The sequence below is a fragment of the Streptomyces sp. NPDC007095 genome (genome assembly GCF_040634475.1).
In the GTDB taxonomy this organism is placed as follows: Bacteria; Actinomycetota; Actinomycetes; order Streptomycetales; family Streptomycetaceae; genus Streptomyces.
In genome coordinates, this window is the sequence record NZ_JBEYFS010000036.1 from 47647 (window position 1) to 64371 (window position 16725).

Sequence of the window (16725 nt, forward strand, 5' to 3'; positions counted from 1 at the left end):
CGGCTACCTCAGGTGCGCGGCGATCTCCCGCAGTGCCCCGGTCGCGCGGCGCTGGAGGCCCGGCCCGAAGGTGATCCGGGTGGCCCCCAGCTCGCCGAGTTCGGCGGCCCGGGGGCCGTCGAGCCGTGCGAACACGTTGATCGGGCCCTGGATCCCCGCCCGCAGCAGCGGCAGTACGTCGACGGGGGCGCCGATCGGATACACGCAGTCGGCGCCCGCGGCGACGTACAGCGCGGCCCGCTCGATCGCCCGCTCCGGATCACCGTCCCCGCGGGCGAAGGTGTCGACGCGGGCGTTGACGAAGAGCCGGTCGCCCGCGGCGGAGCGCACCTCGGCCAGCCAGTCGGCGTGCCGGGCCGGGTCCTTGAGGGCTCCGCCGTGGGAGTCCTCAAGGTTGCAACCCACGGCTCCCGCCTCCAGCAGGCGTTCCACCAGCTCCTTCGGCGCGAGCCCGTACCCGTCCTCGACGTCCGCCGACACCGGCACCTCCACGGCCCGCGCGATCCGCGCGACCGCCGCGAACATCTCGGCGGCGGGCGTGGCCCCGTCCTCGTACCCGAGCGAGGCGGCGATCCCCGCGCTGGGCGTGGCGAGCGCGGGAAACCCGGCGTCCACGCACACCCGCGCGGAGACGGCGTCCCAGGGGCCGGGCAGGACGAGGGGATCGTCGGGGAGGCGATGGCGATGCAGTGCCCGTAAGACCTCGACCCCGCTCACGGCGCGTATCCCCCCGGCGGGATCCGACGGCTCACCATCACCCGGTTCCAGCCGTTGATCGCGGTGATCAGGGCGATGAGGTGCGCGAGCCGGACGTCGTCGAAGTGCTCGGCCGCCCGCGCGTACACCTCGTCCGGCACGAAACCCTCCGTCAGGACGGTCACCGCCTCCGTCAGCGCCAGCGCCGCCCGCTCGCGCCCGCTGTAGAGGCCCTCCGCTTCCTCCCAGGCGTTGAGGAGCTGGATGCGGTCCTCGGACTCGCCGTTCTCGCGGGCCAGTTCGAGGTGCATGTCGAGGCAGAACGCGCAGTGGTTGAGCTGGGAGGCGCGGATCATGACGAGTTCGGCGAGCGCGGGCTCGCCGAGCCCCTTCTTCGCGGCGGAGCTCAACGCGGACAGGGCCCGCCCGACCGCCGGGTCGAGCACCTTCGTGCGCTCCCCCGTGAGTTCGGCGCGCTCCGTCACTGGTGCCGGCCCGCCTCGTAGTGGCCCGGGACCATCCGCGTGCTCACGCCGAACCGGTTCCACGCGTTGATCACCGTGATCGCGGCGATCAGCTGCGCCAGCTCGGCCTCCTCGAAGTGCTGTGCCGCCTTCTCGTACACCTCGTCCGGTACGAACCCTTCGGTGAGGACGGTGACGGCCTCGGTCAGCTCGATCGCCGCGAGTTCCTTCTCCGTGTAGAAGTGCTTCGACTCCTCCCACGCGCTGAGCTGGACGATCCGCTGCACGCTCTCCCCGGCCGCCAGCGCGTCCTTGGTGTGCATGTCGAGGCAGAACGCGCAGTGGTTGAGCTGCGAGGCCCGGATCTTCACCAGCTCGCGCAGCTTCGGCTCCAGCCCCCGCTGTGCGGCCGTCTCCAGCCGGAGCATGGCCTTGTAGACCTCGGGGGCGTGCTTGGCCCAGTTCAGGCGGGGGCTGTGCTCGGGGGCGCGATCGGCGGTGGCGGCGGTCGTGTCGGCGGTGGTGTCGTTCGTCGTCATGTTCTCGACCCTACGAGCGAAGCAGCCCAGGAGTATGGTCCATTTACATGGTGAAACCTTGGGCCACTTTCGGAGTCGACCTGCACGTCGAGCCGACCGGACCCGGTGTCCGCAGAGGTCTGACGGAAGCCCTCCGCGAGGCGGTCCGCAGCGGCCGCCTCGCCCCCGGCACCCGGCTGCCCTCCTCCCGCTCCCTCGCCGCCGACCTGGGTATCGCCCGCAACACGGTCGCGGAGGCGTACGCGGACCTGGTGGCGGAGGGCTGGCTCACCGCCCGCCAAGGCTCGGGCACGAGCGTCGCACGCCGCCCGGTGCAGGCCCCCTCCACCACCTCCGCGCCCGGCAGCCCGGCCCACGCCCGCCCGGCGTACGACCTGGTCCCCGGCTCCCCCGACCTGTCCTCCTTCCCCCGCGCGGCCTGGCTGAAGGCCTCCCGCCGCGCCCTGGCCGCCGCCCCGAACGAGGCCCTCGACTACGGCGACCCGCGCGGCAGGGTGGAACTGCGCACCGCCCTGGCCGGCTATCTGGCCCGTGCCCGGGGCGTCCGCACGGAGCCGGAGCACATCGTCATCTGCTCAGGCTTCGTGCACGGCCTGATGCTGCTCGGCCAGGTGCTGCGCGGGCGGGGACTGACCTCGCTGGCCGTGGAGTCGTACGGGCTCGACGTCCACTGGCGGCTGCTGGAGCGGGCCGGGCTGCGGACGGTGCCGCTCGGATTCGACGAACTCGGCACGCGTACAGAGGAGTTGGCGGCCGGTTCGCAGGGCGGGGATGCACTGGGAGGCGTACGGGCGGTGCTGATGACACCCGCCCACCAGTTCCCGATGGGCGTACCGCTGCACCCCGACCGGCGGGCGCAGGTGGTGGACTGGGCGCGCCGTGGCGGCGGTCTGATCCTGGAGGACGACTACGACGGGGAGTTCCGCTACGACCGCCAGCCGGTCGGCGCCCTCCAGGGCCTCGACCCCGATCACGTGGTCCATGTGGGCACGGTCAGCAAGTCCCTGGCCCCCGGTCTGCGGGTGGGCTGGCTGGTGCTGCCGCCGTCGCTCGCCCCGGAGGTGGTCGCGGCGAAGGGCGGGGTGGACTGGTCGTGCGGGGTGCTGGACCAGCTCACCCTGGCGGAGTTCATCACGTCGGGCGCCTACGACCGCCACGTCCGCGCGTCCCGGCTGCGTTACCGGCGCCGCCGGGACGCCCTGGTGGCGCGGCTCGCCGAACAGGCCCCCGGAGTCCGGGCCACGGGCATCGCGGCGGGCCTGCACGTGGTGCTGCGCCTGCCGCCCGGCACCGAGCAGTCGACGCTGCGGGCGGCGGCCTGGCAGGGCCTCGCGGTGCACGGACTCGACCGCTACCGCCACCCGGAGTCGTCCGCCGAGCGGACCGACGCGCTGGTGGTGGGGTACGGGACACCGCCGGACCACGGGTGGTCGGGGGCGCTGGACGCATTGTGCGCGGCACTGCCTTTCGACAGCACTTTCAACGGAACCTTCAACAGAGCTTTCGACGGCACTTTCAACGGTACTTTCCACAACGAGGGAGTCGGCGGCCCTTTTCATGGAATAGAGTCGCCTCATGAGCAATAGTGAAGCCCTGTCCCGTGTGGCCCTGAAGAAGATTACTCCCGAGGCGTCCGGCGCCATGGGCGCCCTGCACGGAGCCGCCGTTTCCGCGGCCCAGGACGCCAAGGTCGAACCGGAACTCCTGGAGCTGATCAGGATTCGCGCCTCGCAGCTCAACGGCTGCGCGTTCTGCCTCGACATGCACACCAAGGACGCCCGCGCCGGGGGTGAGACCGAGCAGCGGATCTACGCCCTGAACGCCTGGCGGGAGACCCCGTTCTTCACCGAACGGGAGCGTGCCGCACTGGCGTTGACCGAGGCGGTGACGCTGGTCCACGACGGACACGTGCCGGACGCGGTCTACGCCGCGGCGGCGGAGGTCTTCGACGAGGCCCAGATCGCGGCGCTGATCTGGGCGGCCACCGTCATCAACGCGTACAACCGGATCGCGATTGCGACCCGTATGGTGCCGGGCGCCTACCAGCCCGCCCAGAAGAAAAGCTGAATTCGGGTACGGGGGAGAGCGCCGGGTCGAATTGAATTCGACCCGGCGCTTTTTGTCCCGGCGATCCCGTCTTTTGTTCCGGCGATCCCGACCGGAATCCAGTCGACTCCGGAATTCAGTCCACCGGCAGCGGTTCCATGACGTCGTCCAGCCACTGCCGCCATTCCGGGGCGCGCACGGCCGGCGCCGGGCTCATCGGCCGCGCCGTCCAGGCGGTCACCGGCCGGATCCCGTGCAGCGCGTTCACGAGCCACACCTCACGGCCGTCGAGCTCGGCCACGGTCCGTTCGCGGTGGGCGACACGGATCCCGGTCCGGTGGGCCCGCTCCTGGACGAGGCCGGCCGTCACTCCGGCCAGGACGGGCAGCTGCGGCGAGGGCGAACACAGGGTGTCGTCCTCCCACCACAGCACGCTGGCCGTGGCCGCCTCAAGCACCACACCGGAGGACGCGATCAGCACCGCTTCTTCCGCGCCCTCCCCGGAGGCCCGCCGCCTCACCCGGGCCAGGGTGTCCAGGTCGGGCCCCTTGCGGCGGGGGACGGTCCGTGGATCGCTCTGCCCCGCCGCCCAGACCCGCACGCCCGTGCCGAGCGGCGGCGCGTGCCGCAGCAGCAGCCGCAACTCCATGGAGCCCGAGGCGAGTTCGACCCGGGGGAACCACTCCCCGGTGCGCGGCAGCGCGGCGGTCATGTCCCGCCAGAACGCGACGAGCCGGTCCAGCGGTGGGCCGCCGCAGTCGCCACAGGCCCGCAGGAAGCGTTCCCGGTGCCGGTCGAAGCCGCGCATCCGGCCGTCGCGCAGCAGCCACGAGTCCGCGACGAGCAGCCGCCCGCCCGGCGACGTGCCGGGGGCCGGTCCGGAGGTCAGCCCACGGCCGGGTGACCACGCCAACAGCTCCTCCGCGATGGCCGGTTGTGTCACTGCGTACCCCTCTCGGTCTCAGTACTTGCGGCCCGCGACAGCGGGCGAACCGTTCCGTGGCCCGTACGGCGCGTGCTCCAGCCAGGAACCGCACCACGGCAGCACGGGTGCGAGCGCCGCCGCCGCCCGTTGCTTGACGCGGACGATCCGGCGGTGCGGTCGTAGATGGTCCAGCGCGCTGCCGGCGGCCGCGCTGTTGAAGAGGGCCGCAGCCCGCCGGACCTCGGCGAACCCGGCGACCGCGGCGGCCGTCCCGTCGGCGATCGCCCGCGCGGCCGCCGCCGCGTCCGCGATCCCGCTGTTCATCCCGCGCGCGCCGAACGGCGGGAACAGGTGGGCGGCCTCGCCGACGAGCAGCACCCGCCGCTGCGGGTCGCTGAACGAGGCGGCGACCTTGCGCAGGAAGCGGTACGTCGACACCCACAGGACGCGCTCGGCGTACCCGTCGCCCACCACCGCGGGCAGCCATTCCCGTACGGCCTCCTCGGTCCCGTACGCCTCCTGCGTGTCGTCGTCACGGCACTGCAGGTCGACCTGGAAGCCCCCGGTGAACGGCACCCGCATCACACTGCGGCCGCCCACCCCTGGATGCTCGTAGTGGAAGACCCGCTCCAACGGCAGCTCGGCGCCCGGCAGATCGGCGACGTCAACGACGACGTGGAAGCCGTCCGCGCGCGTCCCCTCCATCGGGATGCCCAGCTCGCCCCGGACCGCCGAGCGTGCCCCGTCCGCGGCGACGGCGTACGTTCCGGTCCAGACGCGGCCGTCCGCGCCGGTGAGCACGACCTGCGTCGGTGCGACGCGCACCCCCGTCACCCGCGCCCCCCACGCGAACTCCACTCCGGCCGACTCGCACGCGGTGCGCAGGAAGCGCTCGGTGTCCACCTGACGCAGGCTGGTGAAGGGCGGGAAGCCGGGCGTTGACGGCGGCGGGAAGGTGCGGGCGTACACCTCACGGCCCCGGTACAGGGTCCGTCTGGTGTGCCAGGTGCGCCCGTACGCCGTGATCTCGGCGGCCAGCCCCGGGCGCATCCCGTCGAGCAGCCGCAGAGTCTCCCGGTGTACGAACAGGGCCCGGCTGCCCGGGCGTTCGCGCTCCTGGGGGTCCGCCTCCAGGAGCACGACCGGCAGCCCGTGCGCGCGCAGCGCGAGCGCCGCCGACAGCCCCACGGGCCCGGCACCCACCACGAGGACCGGATGGCCAAAGGCGCCGCTCACGTGCGCGCGCCCTCGGCCAGCATGCGGGTGATCTCCACCCGCTTCACCTTCCAGGTCGCGGTCATCGGCAGCTCCTCGAAGCGCCACTGACGGGGCTCGGCCATGGGCGGCAGATCGGCCGTGGCCTCCCGCCAGCGCGCCGGGTCCAGCGGCCGTTCGCCCCGTACGCACACCACCGGCACCGGTTCCCGGTCCGCGCCGGGCACGATGACCACCTCACGCAGCTCCTCCAGCCGGTCCATCAGGGCGTCCTCGACCTCCAGATTGCTGTGCACCGAGTCGATCTGATCGATCTCACGGTCGATCAGATACAGCCCGCCCAGCCGTCCCTGGTACCCCATGTCGCCCATCTGCCACCAGCCGCCGCGGTCGAGCTGGCGCAGGTACTGCTCCCGGGCGCCGAGGTAGGTGAGGATCCGCCCGCGGGTGCGGGCCTCGATGCGGCCGGGCGTGCCGGGCCTGGCACGCCCGCCGGAGTCGTCAGTGACCCGGACCCGGGTGAAGCCGGGGATCCCGATCCCGACCCGGCGCCCGTCCGCGCGGGCGGCGCTGCGCCGGGTGAACCACTGGAAGGCCACCGGACCCGTCTCGCTCTGCCCGTACAGCTGGATCAGCCACGGCGTGCGCCGCTTCGAGGCGTCCAGCAGCCGCCGTACGGTGCGCGGATGGATCGCGTCGAACGTGGAGCCGTACGAGCGGACCCGGGACAACGGCGCTCCGGGCGCGTCGGCCAGCTCCTCCCACAGCACGAAGGTGTTGGGGTGGGTCTCGACGATGCCGGGGCGGTGCCGGGTCAGCAGCGGTCCCACCGTGGCCGGGTCCGGGTCGGTGATGAGCACGAGCGGGCTGCCGAAGTGCAGCAGGACGCCGAGCAGATGGTAGAAGCGCGAATGCACGAACGACATGTGCAGCGCGGCGGTCTCGCCGCGGGTGGGCCAGCCCATCGCCTTCTGCGGGACGAGCCGGTTCCACATGGTGTTCGCGCAGTGCACGGCGAGCTTGGGCAGGCCGGTGGTGCCCGAGCTGTGGGTGATCAGGGCGGGCTCGCGCGGATGCAGCCGGACGGGAGAGGGGGTTTTTGCCCCGGCGTACCTCTCCAGGGTTTCGGCCCCGGGCGCGTCGTCCACGGAGAGCGTCCGGCGTACGAGGGTGGAGAGGCCGACTTCCTCCAGCGGGCCCTCCAGCTTGGCTCTGTCGGTGATCAGCCAGGGTTGGTGGAGCCGTTCGAGGAGCCGGCCCACCACCGGACCGGCGAGCGCGGGGGACAGAAGGACGGGAACGGCCCCGATACGGGAGACGGCGCAGGTCAGCAGGACGATGTCGACGTTGTCAGTCTTGTGGACGACCACCTCCTCCGAGGGCCGGACCCCGGCCTCCCACAGTCGTCCGGAGAGCTCCTCGACCACTTCGGCCAGCACCGGATAGCTGAGGTCGACCCCGAGGCCGGGATTGACGTCGAGCGGCCGGTCCAGGGTGACGAAGACGGCTCCGTGGCGGTCCGCCGCGTGCCGGAACATCGGGCCCAGGTAGAAACCGCGGTCGGCGAGCAGGGGCTGCTGCTGTCGCATGTGCCCGTTCCCTTCTGTCCTGTGGTCTGTGGCTGTGGTCTGTGGTCGTGGTGCCGCGGCGGTCACCAGGCGCCCCGGCGGACGAGGTGGCGGCGGAGCTTTCCGGTCGAGGTGCGGGGCAGGGACGGGACGAAGCTGATGGCTCTGGGGACCTTGAACGCGGCGAGGTGCTCGCGCGCCAGGCCCACGAGTTCGGGTTCGAGACCGGACGGCCCGGACAGTCCGGAGAGGCCGGGCGGCAGGGGTGAGACGGGGACGACGAAGGCCCGCAGCCGGCTGAAGCCGCGCCAGTCGGTCATGGCCGCGACCGCGACCTCCTTCACCGCCGGATGGGCCCGCAGCACGGCCTCCACCTCCAGCGGGGAGATGGTGATCCCGCCGACCATCTCCAGGTCGTCGGTGCGTCCCAGGTGCCGGTAGCTGCCGTCCGGCTCCCGGCGCGCCCGGTCGTGGGTGCCCAGCCAGCCGCCGACCAGGGTGCGTTCCGACTCCTCGGGCCGGTTCAGATAGCCGGGCGTCAGCGTCGGCCCCCGGACCCAGAGTTCGCCCTCCGCGCCGTCCTCCACCGGCGCGCCTGCCTCGTCGCGCAGCTCCACCTCGAAGCCGGGGACCGGGCGGCCGACCGTGCCCGGGTGGTTGTGCTCGAAGCTGTTGGCGCAGAACGCGTGACCGGCCTCGGTGGAGCCGATCTGCTCCAGGACCGGCGCGCCCAGCAGCTCGGTGACCTGCTTTCCGAGCCCCTCGGGCAGGCCCTCCCCGGCCGACACGGCGGCGCGTACGGAGGCGAAACAGGCCGCGTGACCGCTGCCCCGGTCGGCGACGAGGGCGGCGTACGCGGAGGGCACGGAGTAGAGCAGGGTGACCCGGTGCCGGGCGACGAGCTCGTCCACGGCGGCCGGGTTCGGACGCCGGTCCACCAGGACGGCGGAGGAGCCGGAGAAGAGCGGGAAGACGAAGGCGTTGCCGAAGCCGTACGCGAAGTACAGCTTCGACACCGACAGGGTGACGTCGTCCGGGGTGATCCGCAGCAGCCGTCGGCCGATGAGGTCGTGGTAGGTCTTCGGGTCGCCGTGACAGTGCACGACACCCTTGGGCCGGCCCGTGGTGCCGGAGGTGTACTGGACGTAGAGCGGGGTGTGCGCGTCGACCGGGTGCGCGGCGGCCGGCTCGGCGTCGGCGGCGAGCGCCATCAGCTGGTCGGTGCCGAGACGCACGCGGTCGGTGAAGCGGTCCTCCAGGCCCGGTCCGGTCACGCAGAGCACGGCCTTGGCGTCCTCGGCCATGAACGCGTGCTCGGCCGGGGGCAGTTCGGGGTTGACCAGGACCGCGACGGCTCCCAGCCGGGCGGTGGCGAGGAAGGCCGCCACCCAGGCGATGCCGTCGGGCAGCGCGAGCAGCACCCGGTCGCCCGCATCCACGCCCTGCCCGCGGAGCACACCGGCCGTGCGGCCCGCGAGCTCGTGCACCTCGCCGTGCGTCCAGGCCCGGTGGCCCTGGTGGAAGGCGACCCGGTCGCCCCAGCCGCGCCGCTCGGTGAGCGCGGCGAGATGGGTGGCGAGGTTGCCGGGGGCGTCGGCGTCGGCGTGGGTGCCGGTCGGTGACTGCGGAGTCGGCGTGGACGTGGGGATCGTCACCGGGCGGGCTCCTCTACGGCGGCGCGGCGGGGGGTGTCCGCCCGACGGGCGCTCACCCCTGCCGGGGTGGCTTCCTGGTGTTCCCGCAGGGCCCGCATCTGTGCCGCCGTCTTCAGCAGCATCTCGTCGTACTCCGCGACCGGATCGGAGTCGAGGACGATCGCGCCGCCCGCGCCCAGGTGCATCAGCCCGTCCGCGAGTACGGCGGTACGGATGACGATGCTGAGGTCGGCGCCGCCGCTGCACCCCAGGTAGCCGAGGGCCCCGGAGTACACCCCGCGCGCCTCGGTCTCCAGCGTCTCGATGATCTCCATGGTGCGCAGCTTCGGCGCGCCGGTCATCGAGCCGCCGGGGAAGCAGGCGCGCACGCAGTCCACCGCTTCCGTGTCCGGGCGCAGCCGGCCCTCGACGGTGGAGACGAGCTGGTGCACGGTGGCGTAGGTCTCGGTGGCCATGAGCCGGGAGACGCGTACCGTCCCGGTCCGGCAGACCCGGCCCAGGTCGTTGCGGAGCAGGTCGACGATCATCAGGTTCTCGGCGCGGGTCTTGGCGTCGGCGGCGAGCGCGTCCCGCAGGCGCGCGTCCTCCTCCGGGGTGTCGCCCCGGGGCGCGGTGCCCTTGATGGGCCGGGCCTCGGCGACACCGCCGCGGGTGATCCGCAGGAAGCGCTCGGGGGAGGCGCTCGCCACGTCGAGGTCGCCGAACCGCAGGAAGGCCGCGTACGGCGCCGGGTTGACGCGGCGCAGCACCCGGTAGAAGTCGTACGGGTCGGGCGGCGCGGGCAGCCGGGCGGCGTTGGTCAGACAGATCTCGTAGCTGGTGCCCGCGCGCAGTTCACGCGCGCAGGCCTCGATGTCCGCGAGGTAGGTGGCCCGGTCGCGGACGAGCCACGGCTCGGCGGCGCCGAGGTCGGGCTCGGCCGACACGGGTGCGGGGGGTAACGGCTGCGGGTCGGCGCCGACGAAGGTGAGCTGGGCGAGTGCGCCGTCGAGCCAGTCGGTGGCCTCCCGGGTGGCCTGGGGGGTGTCCTCGGCCACACAGACGGCGTAGGTGAAGCCCTCCTGGTGGTCCACCGCGATCAGCCGGTCGGCGAACAGCCAGCAGGCGTCGGGGGTTTCGGCCTGGTGGCGGTTCGGGGAGCCGCAGTCGGCCTTGGTCTCGTACCCGAAGTAGCCGACGTATCCGCCGGTGAAGTCGAAGGGCAGCCCGGTGGCGTCCACGTGCCGGTTCGCCAACTGCCGCTTGAGGTAGTCGAAGACGCTCGCCCGGACCTTGCGCGGCGGCCGTCCGGCCCGATCGATCTCGCAGCGGCCGCTCGTGACGTCGTAGCGGACGAACTCCGACAGCGGCCCGGAGCCGTCACCGAAGAACGAGAACCGTGACTGCCCCTCCTCGACCCGCGCGCTGTCCAGCCAGAACGCCCGCGGAGAGGCGGCGTACATGCGGGTGAAGGCGGCCTCCGCGTCGACGGCGGTGGCGATGCGGCGCGTGTGCAGCCGGTGAGCGGGGCGGGCGGTCCGCGCGGGGCGGGAGGGCGCGGCCGGGGTGGGGAAGGCCGCCGCGGACGGGGTGACCGCGGTGTTCTTCGGACGCGTCTTGCGGGCGCGTTGCGCGGTGAGGTTGCGGAAGTTCACGAGCATCCGGTGGCCGTACTCGGTGAGGACGGACTCCGGGTGGAACTGCACGCCCCACAGCGGCCGGGTGCGGTGCCGCAGCCCCATCAGGACGCCGTCCTCGGACCAGGCCGTGGCTTCCAGCGTCTCGGGCAGCGGCTCGCGCACGGACAGCGAGTGGTAGCGGACCGCGGTGAAGTGCTGCGGCAGCCCCTGGAACAGGTCCCGCTCGTCGTGCCGGATTCTCGACAGATGGCCGTGCCTGGGCTCCGGGGCGGGCAGTACCCGGCCCCGCTCCCCGAGTGCGATGCCCTGGTGGCCCAGGCAGACACCGAGCACCGGGATCGCGGACTCCGCGAGCACTCTGGCGCTGATCCCGAAGTCACGGGATTCGGCCGGGTGTCCCGGTCCGGGCGACACCACCACATTGTCGAATTCCGAGAGATCCGGAATTCTTCCGCCTGTTCCGTCGGGGGCGGCGTCGTTGAGGATCACCACCGGCTCCTCGCCGTTGACCTCGGCGATCAGCTGGAACAGGTTGTACGTGTACGAGTCGTAATTGTCGATGAGCAGGGTCTTCACCCGCCCACCTCCCTTTGATCGTTCTCGGGCCTACGCGGTCCGTCTTTTGTGACGTCCGCGGAGCGCCTGGAGCGGTGGGTACAGCCATTTCTTGAAGAATCTCTGAAGTCGCGGCATGAGAATCCAGGTGACGAGGGCCGTCACACAAAGACACAGCAGCAGCGTACGGATCAGTGGGTTGAGGCCGCCGAGATACGGAATCACGAGAAGATTGAATAAGAGAACCGGTGGGAAGACCGCGCTCATATTCACGAACCAAAGCTTCCATTTCGCGGGCGGGAGCGGTGCGGCCGGCGGTTTCGGCGCGCCGGTCTGGGCGTCGAACCAGCTCTTGGAGCCCCGCACGCTCCGCCGGCCCGTCTCCCGGGCGAACGGGTCCGCCCGGGTGGCCCACTGGGCCCGGATGATCGAATCTTCCCAGGCCAGGGCCGACCCCTCGCTGTCGAAGCGGTAGACCACATGCCACTCCGCCTCTCCGTCGGCAAGTACACCACCCCCCAGGAAGCCCGGTTCGCGCGAGCTCGCCCGCAGCACGGCCCACCCCCAGGAGTGGAAGTCGGTCTCGCGGCCCGGGATCACGTGATACGCCACGGTGACGGTTACGGGATTCCTGGTCACGCTAACGAGTACGGAAAGCGCATACAGCGCGTTCAAATCTTCAACGAAGTTTTTCGAGTGTCCGGATCGTGACCTTTTGTTTATCTTTAGGTTGTCTTGACATCTTCTGTCGATCGATACTCCCGGTAACTCTCCCGTAATTCCCGAAAGTGCTTGCGGGGTCCGTCGATAAAGCTGCACGATCGCCATCCGCCGCAAATCCGGCCCCCTCATCTGCCCCCCGTCTGTCCCCAAGAAGGAGATCCCATGTCCAGGTACGACTGGAATATGAACCACGAGGGAATCGAGCGGGCGCGTTCCGTGATCGAACCCGCTCGGAAAGAGGTCACCACCCACCCGATTTACCAGCGGATAAGCAGCCGGGAGGACATGGCGACGTTCATGGCGCACCATGTGTTCGCGGTATGGGACTTCATGTCGCTCCTGAAGTCCCTCCAGCGGGAACTGACCTGCGTCGACGTCCCCTGGGTGCCGCGCGGCACGGAGGTCAGCCGGCGCCTGATCAACGACATCGTCCTGGTCGAGGAGAGCGACGGACTGAACGGCGGCTTCACCAGCCACTTCGAGTTGTACCGCGCGGGCATGACCGAGGCGGACGCCGACGCGACCAGGATCGACACCTTCCTCGCTCTGATCACCGAGGGCCACGACGTGCCCTCGGCACTCCGGGTCGCCCGAGTCCCGGGCCCTGCCGCCGAGTTCGTCCGAACCACCTTCGAGATCATCTCGGACCGGCCCCTGCACTGCCGGGCGGCCGCGTTCGCCTTCTCCCGGGAGGACCTCATCCCCGACATGTTCGACCAGGTCATCAAGAAGGAGGGCACCGACCGCTTCCCGCTCTTCTGCGACTACCTGGCCCGACATATCGAGGTCGACGGCGAGGAACACACCCCCATGGCCATGCAGATGGTGGCCGACCTCTGCGGCACGGACGACACGCGCTGGCAGGAGGCGGTCGAAACGGCGACGCTGGCCCTTGAGGCGAGGGTCCGGTTGTGGGACGGGATCGTGGAGGCGATGGCCTGAGATCCCGGACAACGGTGGTGCCCCCGACCGGAGGGCCGGGGGCGCGGGTGGAGGGCTGGGGTGCTGTCGGCAGCCGGACCTCGACGCGCTCGATCAGGTCGCGCGGAAGATCCGCCACTGGCAGGGCGGTCGTACGCGGTGCCCGGAACCCGGCGAGTGCTCCGAAAGCCTTCTGAATGACTGACGCCAGGTCAAGACTCCTCTGTTACAGGGCTGTTGAGGATCGCCACGTACTGTGTTGATCAACACGGCGCCCGTCAGCGCCCCTCATGCAACGGAGAAGAACCACCATGCGCCTGTTCCACGCCGCCACCGCACTCGCCGCCACGTCCGCGCTGGCCCTGACGCTCACCGCCTGCGGGAACGGCAGCGGCAACGACGCCTCGGGCGACCAGTCGTCCGCACCGACGTCCTCGTCCTCGGCCACTTCGACCGGCGGCGCCCCGGTCGAGAACGCGGGTGCCACCAAGGACGCGGGCAGCAGCACGGGCAGCGGCGGTACGGGCACCAGCACCGGCGGCGCCAGTGGCACCGGCAGCAGTGGCGGCACCGGCGCGAGCCGCTGCCACACCGCCGGGCTGGGCTTCTCGTTCGGAGCCGGCGACGGCAAGGTCAGCAGCTCGGACGACCAGCAGCAGCTGGCCGTGGTGCTGAAGAACAAGACGTCCGCCGCGTGCACCATCCAGGGCTTCCCCGGGGTCGACCTGAAGTCCTCCGGCGGCAGCTGGTCGCTGACCCGCAGCGGCGCTACGCCCAAGAAGGTCACCCTGGCCGCCGGCAGCAGCACGACGTTCACCATCACCTTCCTGCCGTGGAACCAGGGCAGCGGCACCGAGTTCAAGGCCACCTCGGTCGTCGTCACCCCGCCGAACGAGACCACCTCGACCACCCTGGCCTGGCCCGGCGGCAGCGTCCTGCTCCAGGACGGCGCCACGCACCCCGGCACCTACACCGGCCCCGTCGGCGGCTGACGGCCTGTCGCAGCGTCCGCTGCCCGGACGGGCTCGGTGTGAACCAGGGGCCGCGTAGCTCCTCGCGCCCCTGAAGGCCTCGGTGTGCCCGGCGTTCGAGGGCGAGGCCTCAACGCTGGCCCCGTCGCCCCGTCACCCCTCCTCCACCGGCGCCTCCCCGAACCGTGCCAGTGCCAACGCCCCCGCCACCGCCACCACGAACCCCAGCACGGCCAGCCAGGCCAGGCCCTCGCGTGTGCGGTCGCCCAGCCAGATCACCCCCACCAGGGCCGGTCCGATGGTCTCACCGATGACCAGACCGGCCGTGGCCGTCGTCACCGAGCCGCGCTGCAGCGCCGAGGTCAGCAGGATGAACGCGGCGCCTCCGCCGATGAGCAGCGCGTACGTCGCCGGGTTGGTCAGCAGGGTGGCGGGCGCGAGGTCGTCGATCAGCCGTACCGACACCTCCACGACGCCGAAACCGAACCCGGCCCCGAGGCCGAGGACCAGTGCCCGACCCCGCCCGGACATCCGCCCGCCCACCAGACCGAGCAGCAGCACCACCACCGCGGTCCCCAGCATCCAGTACTTCAGCGTCATGGACCCGGCCTCGCTGCCCTCCGTCCCGGACGCCAGTCCGAGCATCGCCAGCCCCGCGCACACCACCCCCACCGCGGCCCACTCCACCCCGCTCAACCGCACATGCAGCAGCCGCGCCGCGACCACCGCCGTCACCGCGAGGCTCGCCGCCAGCGCCGCCCCGACCGCGTAGATGGGGATGGAGCGGAGTGCCGCGATCTGCAGCAGGAAGCCGAGCCCGTCCAGCGCGAGGCCCGCGAGATACCGCCACTGCCGCAGCGCCCGCAGCAGCAGCGCCGCGTCCCCGCCCGAGCCGCCGCTGTCGGCCGCCGCCCGCGCGGCGATCGCCTGCAACACCGTCGCCGTACCGAAACAGACCGCCGCACCAAGTGCGCACACCATTCCAAAGAGCACGAAGTGACTGTAGGGGACGCCGAAAAGGAGGGGACTGCCGCCCACCTGCCAGAGCTTTTCCCTAATCTGATCGCTTGCGCCCAGCAGGGCACCCACCAGGACGCTCAACACAACGCACTGTCACGACAAACGGGGGATCGAAGATGGCGGACACACGACGGCAACTGCGCTCGGGCACGGTCGTGCTCGGCGGCATGGGACTCCTCGCGGCGGCCCTCACCGCCTGCTCCTCGGAGCCGGACAAGCGCTGCGTCGACCGCGACAGCTACACCTCGGCCAGGGGCTACAAGGTCGTCGCCGACAAGAACTGCAAGACCACCAAGACCTCGGTCGGCAGCGGCTGGTACTACGGCGGCAAGAAGAAGAGCGGCTGGATCGACGGCGGCTCCTTCACCAAGGCGAGCAAGGGATCCGGCGGCAGCACCGGCGGCAGCCACCACTCCGTCGACCGCGGCGGCTTCGGCAGCGGCAAGGGCAGCTCCGGCGGCTGAGCGACGCGACACCACGTCACCGCACCCGCAGGCCGCGCGCCCAGCACCGATCGGACCCGTACGCCATGGAACGCCGCACCATCGAGCCCCGCGCCGGCTGGCAGCAGACCGTCGAGCAACAGGGCCTCATCTACCCCCTGACCCGCTACCCGGACGACTCGCTGCGCCCCTACTGGGACGAGAGCGCGTACTACGCCTTCTCGCTCCCGGAGGTGGAGGCGCTGGAGGAGGTCGTCGAGGAACTGCACCGCATGTGCCTGGCGGCGGCCGAGCACATCGTCACGGAGAACCGTTTCGCCGACCTCGGCATCACCGACCCGCGCGTCGTGCGCGCGGTCGCCGAGGCCTGGCGGCGCCGCGGCGAACTCCCTTCCGTCTACGGCCGTTTCGACCTGCGCTACGACGGCACGGGCCCCGCCAGGATGCTGGAGTACAACGCCGACACCCCGACCTCCCTCGTCGAGGCGGCGAGCCCCCAGTGGTTCTGGATGGAGGACCGTTTCCCCGGCGCCGATCAGTGGAACTCCCTCCACGAACGCCTCGTCGCCGCGTGGAAGAGGCAGTCCGCCCTCCTCCCGCCGGGCAGCCCCCTCTACTTCGCGCACTCCGCCGCCGACGAACTCGGCGAGGACCTCATGACCGTCGCGTATCTGAAGGAGACGGCGCAGCAGGCGGGCCTCGACACCGACTGGATCTCGATGGAGGAGATCGGCTGGGACCCCCTCTCCGGCCGCTTCGTCGACAACCAGCTCCGTTTCATCCGCAGCTGCTTCAAGCTCTACCCCTGGGAGTGGCTCACCACCGACCGCTTCGCCGACCACGTCCTGGACACCCTCGACAACGGCGGCGGTACGGGTACGACCCTGTGGATCGAGCCCGCCTGGAAGATGCTCCTCAGCAACAAGGCTCTCCTCGCCGTCCTCTGGGAGCTGTACCCGGGCCACCCCAACCTCCTCCCCGCCTACCTCGACGGACCCCGGGAGCTGGCCACCACCCAGGGATACGTCGCCAAGCCGCTCCTCGGCCGCGAGGGCGCCGGGGTGACGGTGCACACGCCGGGCGCCGCCCCCGTCGTACGCGAGGACGAGCCCTGCTGCTACCAGGAGCTGGCCCCGCTGCCCGCGTTCGACGGCAACCACGTGGTCCTGGGCGCCTGGGTGGTGGAGGGGGAGTCCGCCGGTCTGGGCATTCGCGAGTCGTCCGGGCTGATCACGGACGAGTACGCCCGCTTCCTGCCCCACGTGATCCTCTAGGCCCTGTCGTCAAATTCCCGTCTGCCCCGCGACGCCATGCACGCACTCTCACCGCACCAGGCACAGACCCGAGTACGTCCAGTACGAGGGC

At 71.6% G+C, this 16725-nt stretch carries 16 protein-coding genes; 6 read left to right on the top strand and 10 right to left on the bottom strand.

The genetic code is table 11. The annotated features are described in order from the left end of the window. Positions 1-3 precede the first annotated feature (3 nt). Genes ABZ656_RS15065 through ABZ656_RS15075 form a run of 3 tightly spaced genes read right to left on the bottom strand, consistent with a single transcriptional unit; the run spans position 4 to position 1699 of the window. Positions 4-717, bottom strand: coding sequence for an isocitrate lyase/phosphoenolpyruvate mutase family protein (locus tag ABZ656_RS15065; protein ID WP_101400215.1), 714 nt, complete (start codon positions 715-717; stop codon positions 4-6). Next, complete coding sequence (locus ABZ656_RS15070) at positions 714-1181, bottom strand: carboxymuconolactone decarboxylase family protein (RefSeq protein WP_360268063.1); 468 nt, start codon at positions 1179-1181, stop codon at positions 714-716. The genes ABZ656_RS15065 and ABZ656_RS15070 overlap by 4 nt, the downstream gene beginning before the upstream one ends. Then, positions 1178-1699 (bottom strand): carboxymuconolactone decarboxylase family protein, encoded by a 522-nt coding sequence (locus ABZ656_RS15075; protein WP_101400217.1) that lies wholly within the window; start codon positions 1697-1699, stop codon positions 1178-1180. Before ABZ656_RS15075 ends, ABZ656_RS15070 begins: the two co-directional genes overlap by 4 nt. 47 nt (positions 1700-1746) lie before the next feature. On the opposite strand from ABZ656_RS15075, the gene ABZ656_RS15080 reads away from it, so the two are divergent. Together ABZ656_RS15080 and ABZ656_RS15085 are read left to right on the top strand one after the other, a co-directional pair. Further along, positions 1747-3285, top strand: coding sequence for a PLP-dependent aminotransferase family protein (locus ABZ656_RS15080; protein ID WP_360268066.1), 1539 nt, complete (start codon positions 1747-1749; stop codon positions 3283-3285). Continuing rightward, a complete protein-coding gene (locus ABZ656_RS15085; protein WP_360268069.1) occupies positions 3275-3766 on the top strand; it encodes a carboxymuconolactone decarboxylase family protein in 492 nt (163 codons plus the stop codon). Before ABZ656_RS15080 ends, ABZ656_RS15085 begins: the two co-directional genes overlap by 11 nt. Positions 3767-3881: 115 nt before the next feature. On the opposite strand, the gene ABZ656_RS15090 is transcribed toward ABZ656_RS15085, so the two are convergent. The 6 genes from ABZ656_RS15090 to ABZ656_RS15115 all read right to left on the bottom strand — a co-directional run bounded on the left by ABZ656_RS15090 (position 3882) and on the right by ABZ656_RS15115 (position 11921). Beyond that, positions 3882-4688, bottom strand: a complete 807-nt coding sequence (locus ABZ656_RS15090; protein WP_360268072.1) for an aminotransferase class IV — start codon at positions 4686-4688, stop codon at positions 3882-3884. An 18-nt stretch (positions 4689-4706) separates the two neighbouring features. Further along, positions 4707-5906 (bottom strand): FAD-dependent monooxygenase, encoded by a 1200-nt coding sequence (locus tag ABZ656_RS15095; protein WP_360268075.1) that lies wholly within the window; start codon positions 5904-5906, stop codon positions 4707-4709. Next, positions 5903-7474: a class I adenylate-forming enzyme family protein gene (locus ABZ656_RS15100; protein WP_360268078.1), complete on the bottom strand. Its 1572-nt coding sequence runs from the start codon at positions 7472-7474 to the stop codon at positions 5903-5905. The genes ABZ656_RS15095 and ABZ656_RS15100 overlap by 4 nt, the downstream gene beginning before the upstream one ends. A gap of 62 nt (positions 7475-7536) precedes the next feature. Then, a complete protein-coding gene (locus ABZ656_RS15105; RefSeq protein WP_360268081.1) occupies positions 7537-9108 on the bottom strand; it encodes an AMP-binding protein in 1572 nt (523 codons plus the stop codon). Then, positions 9105-11303, bottom strand: coding sequence for an aminodeoxychorismate synthase component I (pabB, locus tag ABZ656_RS15110; protein WP_101400222.1), 2199 nt, complete (start codon positions 11301-11303; stop codon positions 9105-9107). Before pabB ends, ABZ656_RS15105 begins: the two co-directional genes overlap by 4 nt. A gap of 30 nt (positions 11304-11333) precedes the next feature. Then, positions 11334-11921 (bottom strand): hypothetical protein, encoded by a 588-nt coding sequence (locus tag ABZ656_RS15115; protein WP_099946583.1) that lies wholly within the window; start codon positions 11919-11921, stop codon positions 11334-11336. Positions 11922-12167: 246 nt separating this feature from the next. Between ABZ656_RS15115 and ABZ656_RS15120 the strand changes: the two genes are divergently transcribed. After that, positions 12168-12947, top strand: coding sequence for a DUF3050 domain-containing protein (locus ABZ656_RS15120; protein WP_180362028.1), 780 nt, complete (start codon positions 12168-12170; stop codon positions 12945-12947). 290 nt (positions 12948-13237) lie between these two features. Beyond that, positions 13238-13918, top strand: coding sequence for a DUF4232 domain-containing protein (locus ABZ656_RS15125; protein WP_360268086.1), 681 nt, complete (start codon positions 13238-13240; stop codon positions 13916-13918). Positions 13919-14050: 132 nt separating this feature from the next. Here the strand turns inward: ABZ656_RS15125 and ABZ656_RS15130 are convergent, their stop codons facing one another. Beyond that, positions 14051-14878, bottom strand: coding sequence for a DMT family transporter (locus ABZ656_RS15130; RefSeq protein WP_101400224.1), 828 nt, complete (start codon positions 14876-14878; stop codon positions 14051-14053). A 155-nt stretch (positions 14879-15033) separates the two neighbouring features. Here ABZ656_RS15130 and ABZ656_RS15135 point away from each other — a divergent pair, with 155 nt between their 5' ends. Then, positions 15034-15381, top strand: coding sequence for a hypothetical protein (locus ABZ656_RS15135; RefSeq protein WP_360268089.1), 348 nt, complete (start codon positions 15034-15036; stop codon positions 15379-15381). A gap of 65 nt (positions 15382-15446) precedes the next feature. Next, positions 15447-16634, top strand: a complete 1188-nt coding sequence (locus tag ABZ656_RS15140) for a glutathionylspermidine synthase family protein (RefSeq protein WP_101400226.1) — start codon at positions 15447-15449, stop codon at positions 16632-16634. The last annotated feature ends 91 nt before the right edge of the window (positions 16635-16725 follow it).

Coding starts and splice junctions, on each gene's coding strand:
- ABZ656_RS15075 (WP_101400217.1), bottom strand. CDS start 1,699: ATGACGACGAACGACACCACCGCCGACACGACCGCCGCCACCGCCGAT.
- ABZ656_RS15080 (WP_360268066.1), top strand. CDS start 1,747: ATGGTGAAACCTTGGGCCACTTTCGGAGTCGACCTGCACGTCGAGCCG.
- ABZ656_RS15085 (WP_360268069.1), top strand. CDS start 3,275: ATGAGCAATAGTGAAGCCCTGTCCCGTGTGGCCCTGAAGAAGATTACT.
- ABZ656_RS15100 (WP_360268078.1), bottom strand. CDS start 7,474: ATGCGACAGCAGCAGCCCCTGCTCGCCGACCGCGGTTTCTACCTGGGC.
- ABZ656_RS15120 (WP_180362028.1), top strand. CDS start 12,168: ATGTCCAGGTACGACTGGAATATGAACCACGAGGGAATCGAGCGGGCG.
- ABZ656_RS15125 (WP_360268086.1), top strand. CDS start 13,238: ATGCGCCTGTTCCACGCCGCCACCGCACTCGCCGCCACGTCCGCGCTG.
- ABZ656_RS15130 (WP_101400224.1), bottom strand. CDS start 14,878: ATGGTGTGCGCACTTGGTGCGGCGGTCTGTTTCGGTACGGCGACGGTG.
- ABZ656_RS15135 (WP_360268089.1), top strand. CDS start 15,034: ATGGCGGACACACGACGGCAACTGCGCTCGGGCACGGTCGTGCTCGGC.
- ABZ656_RS15140 (WP_101400226.1), top strand. CDS start 15,447: ATGGAACGCCGCACCATCGAGCCCCGCGCCGGCTGGCAGCAGACCGTC.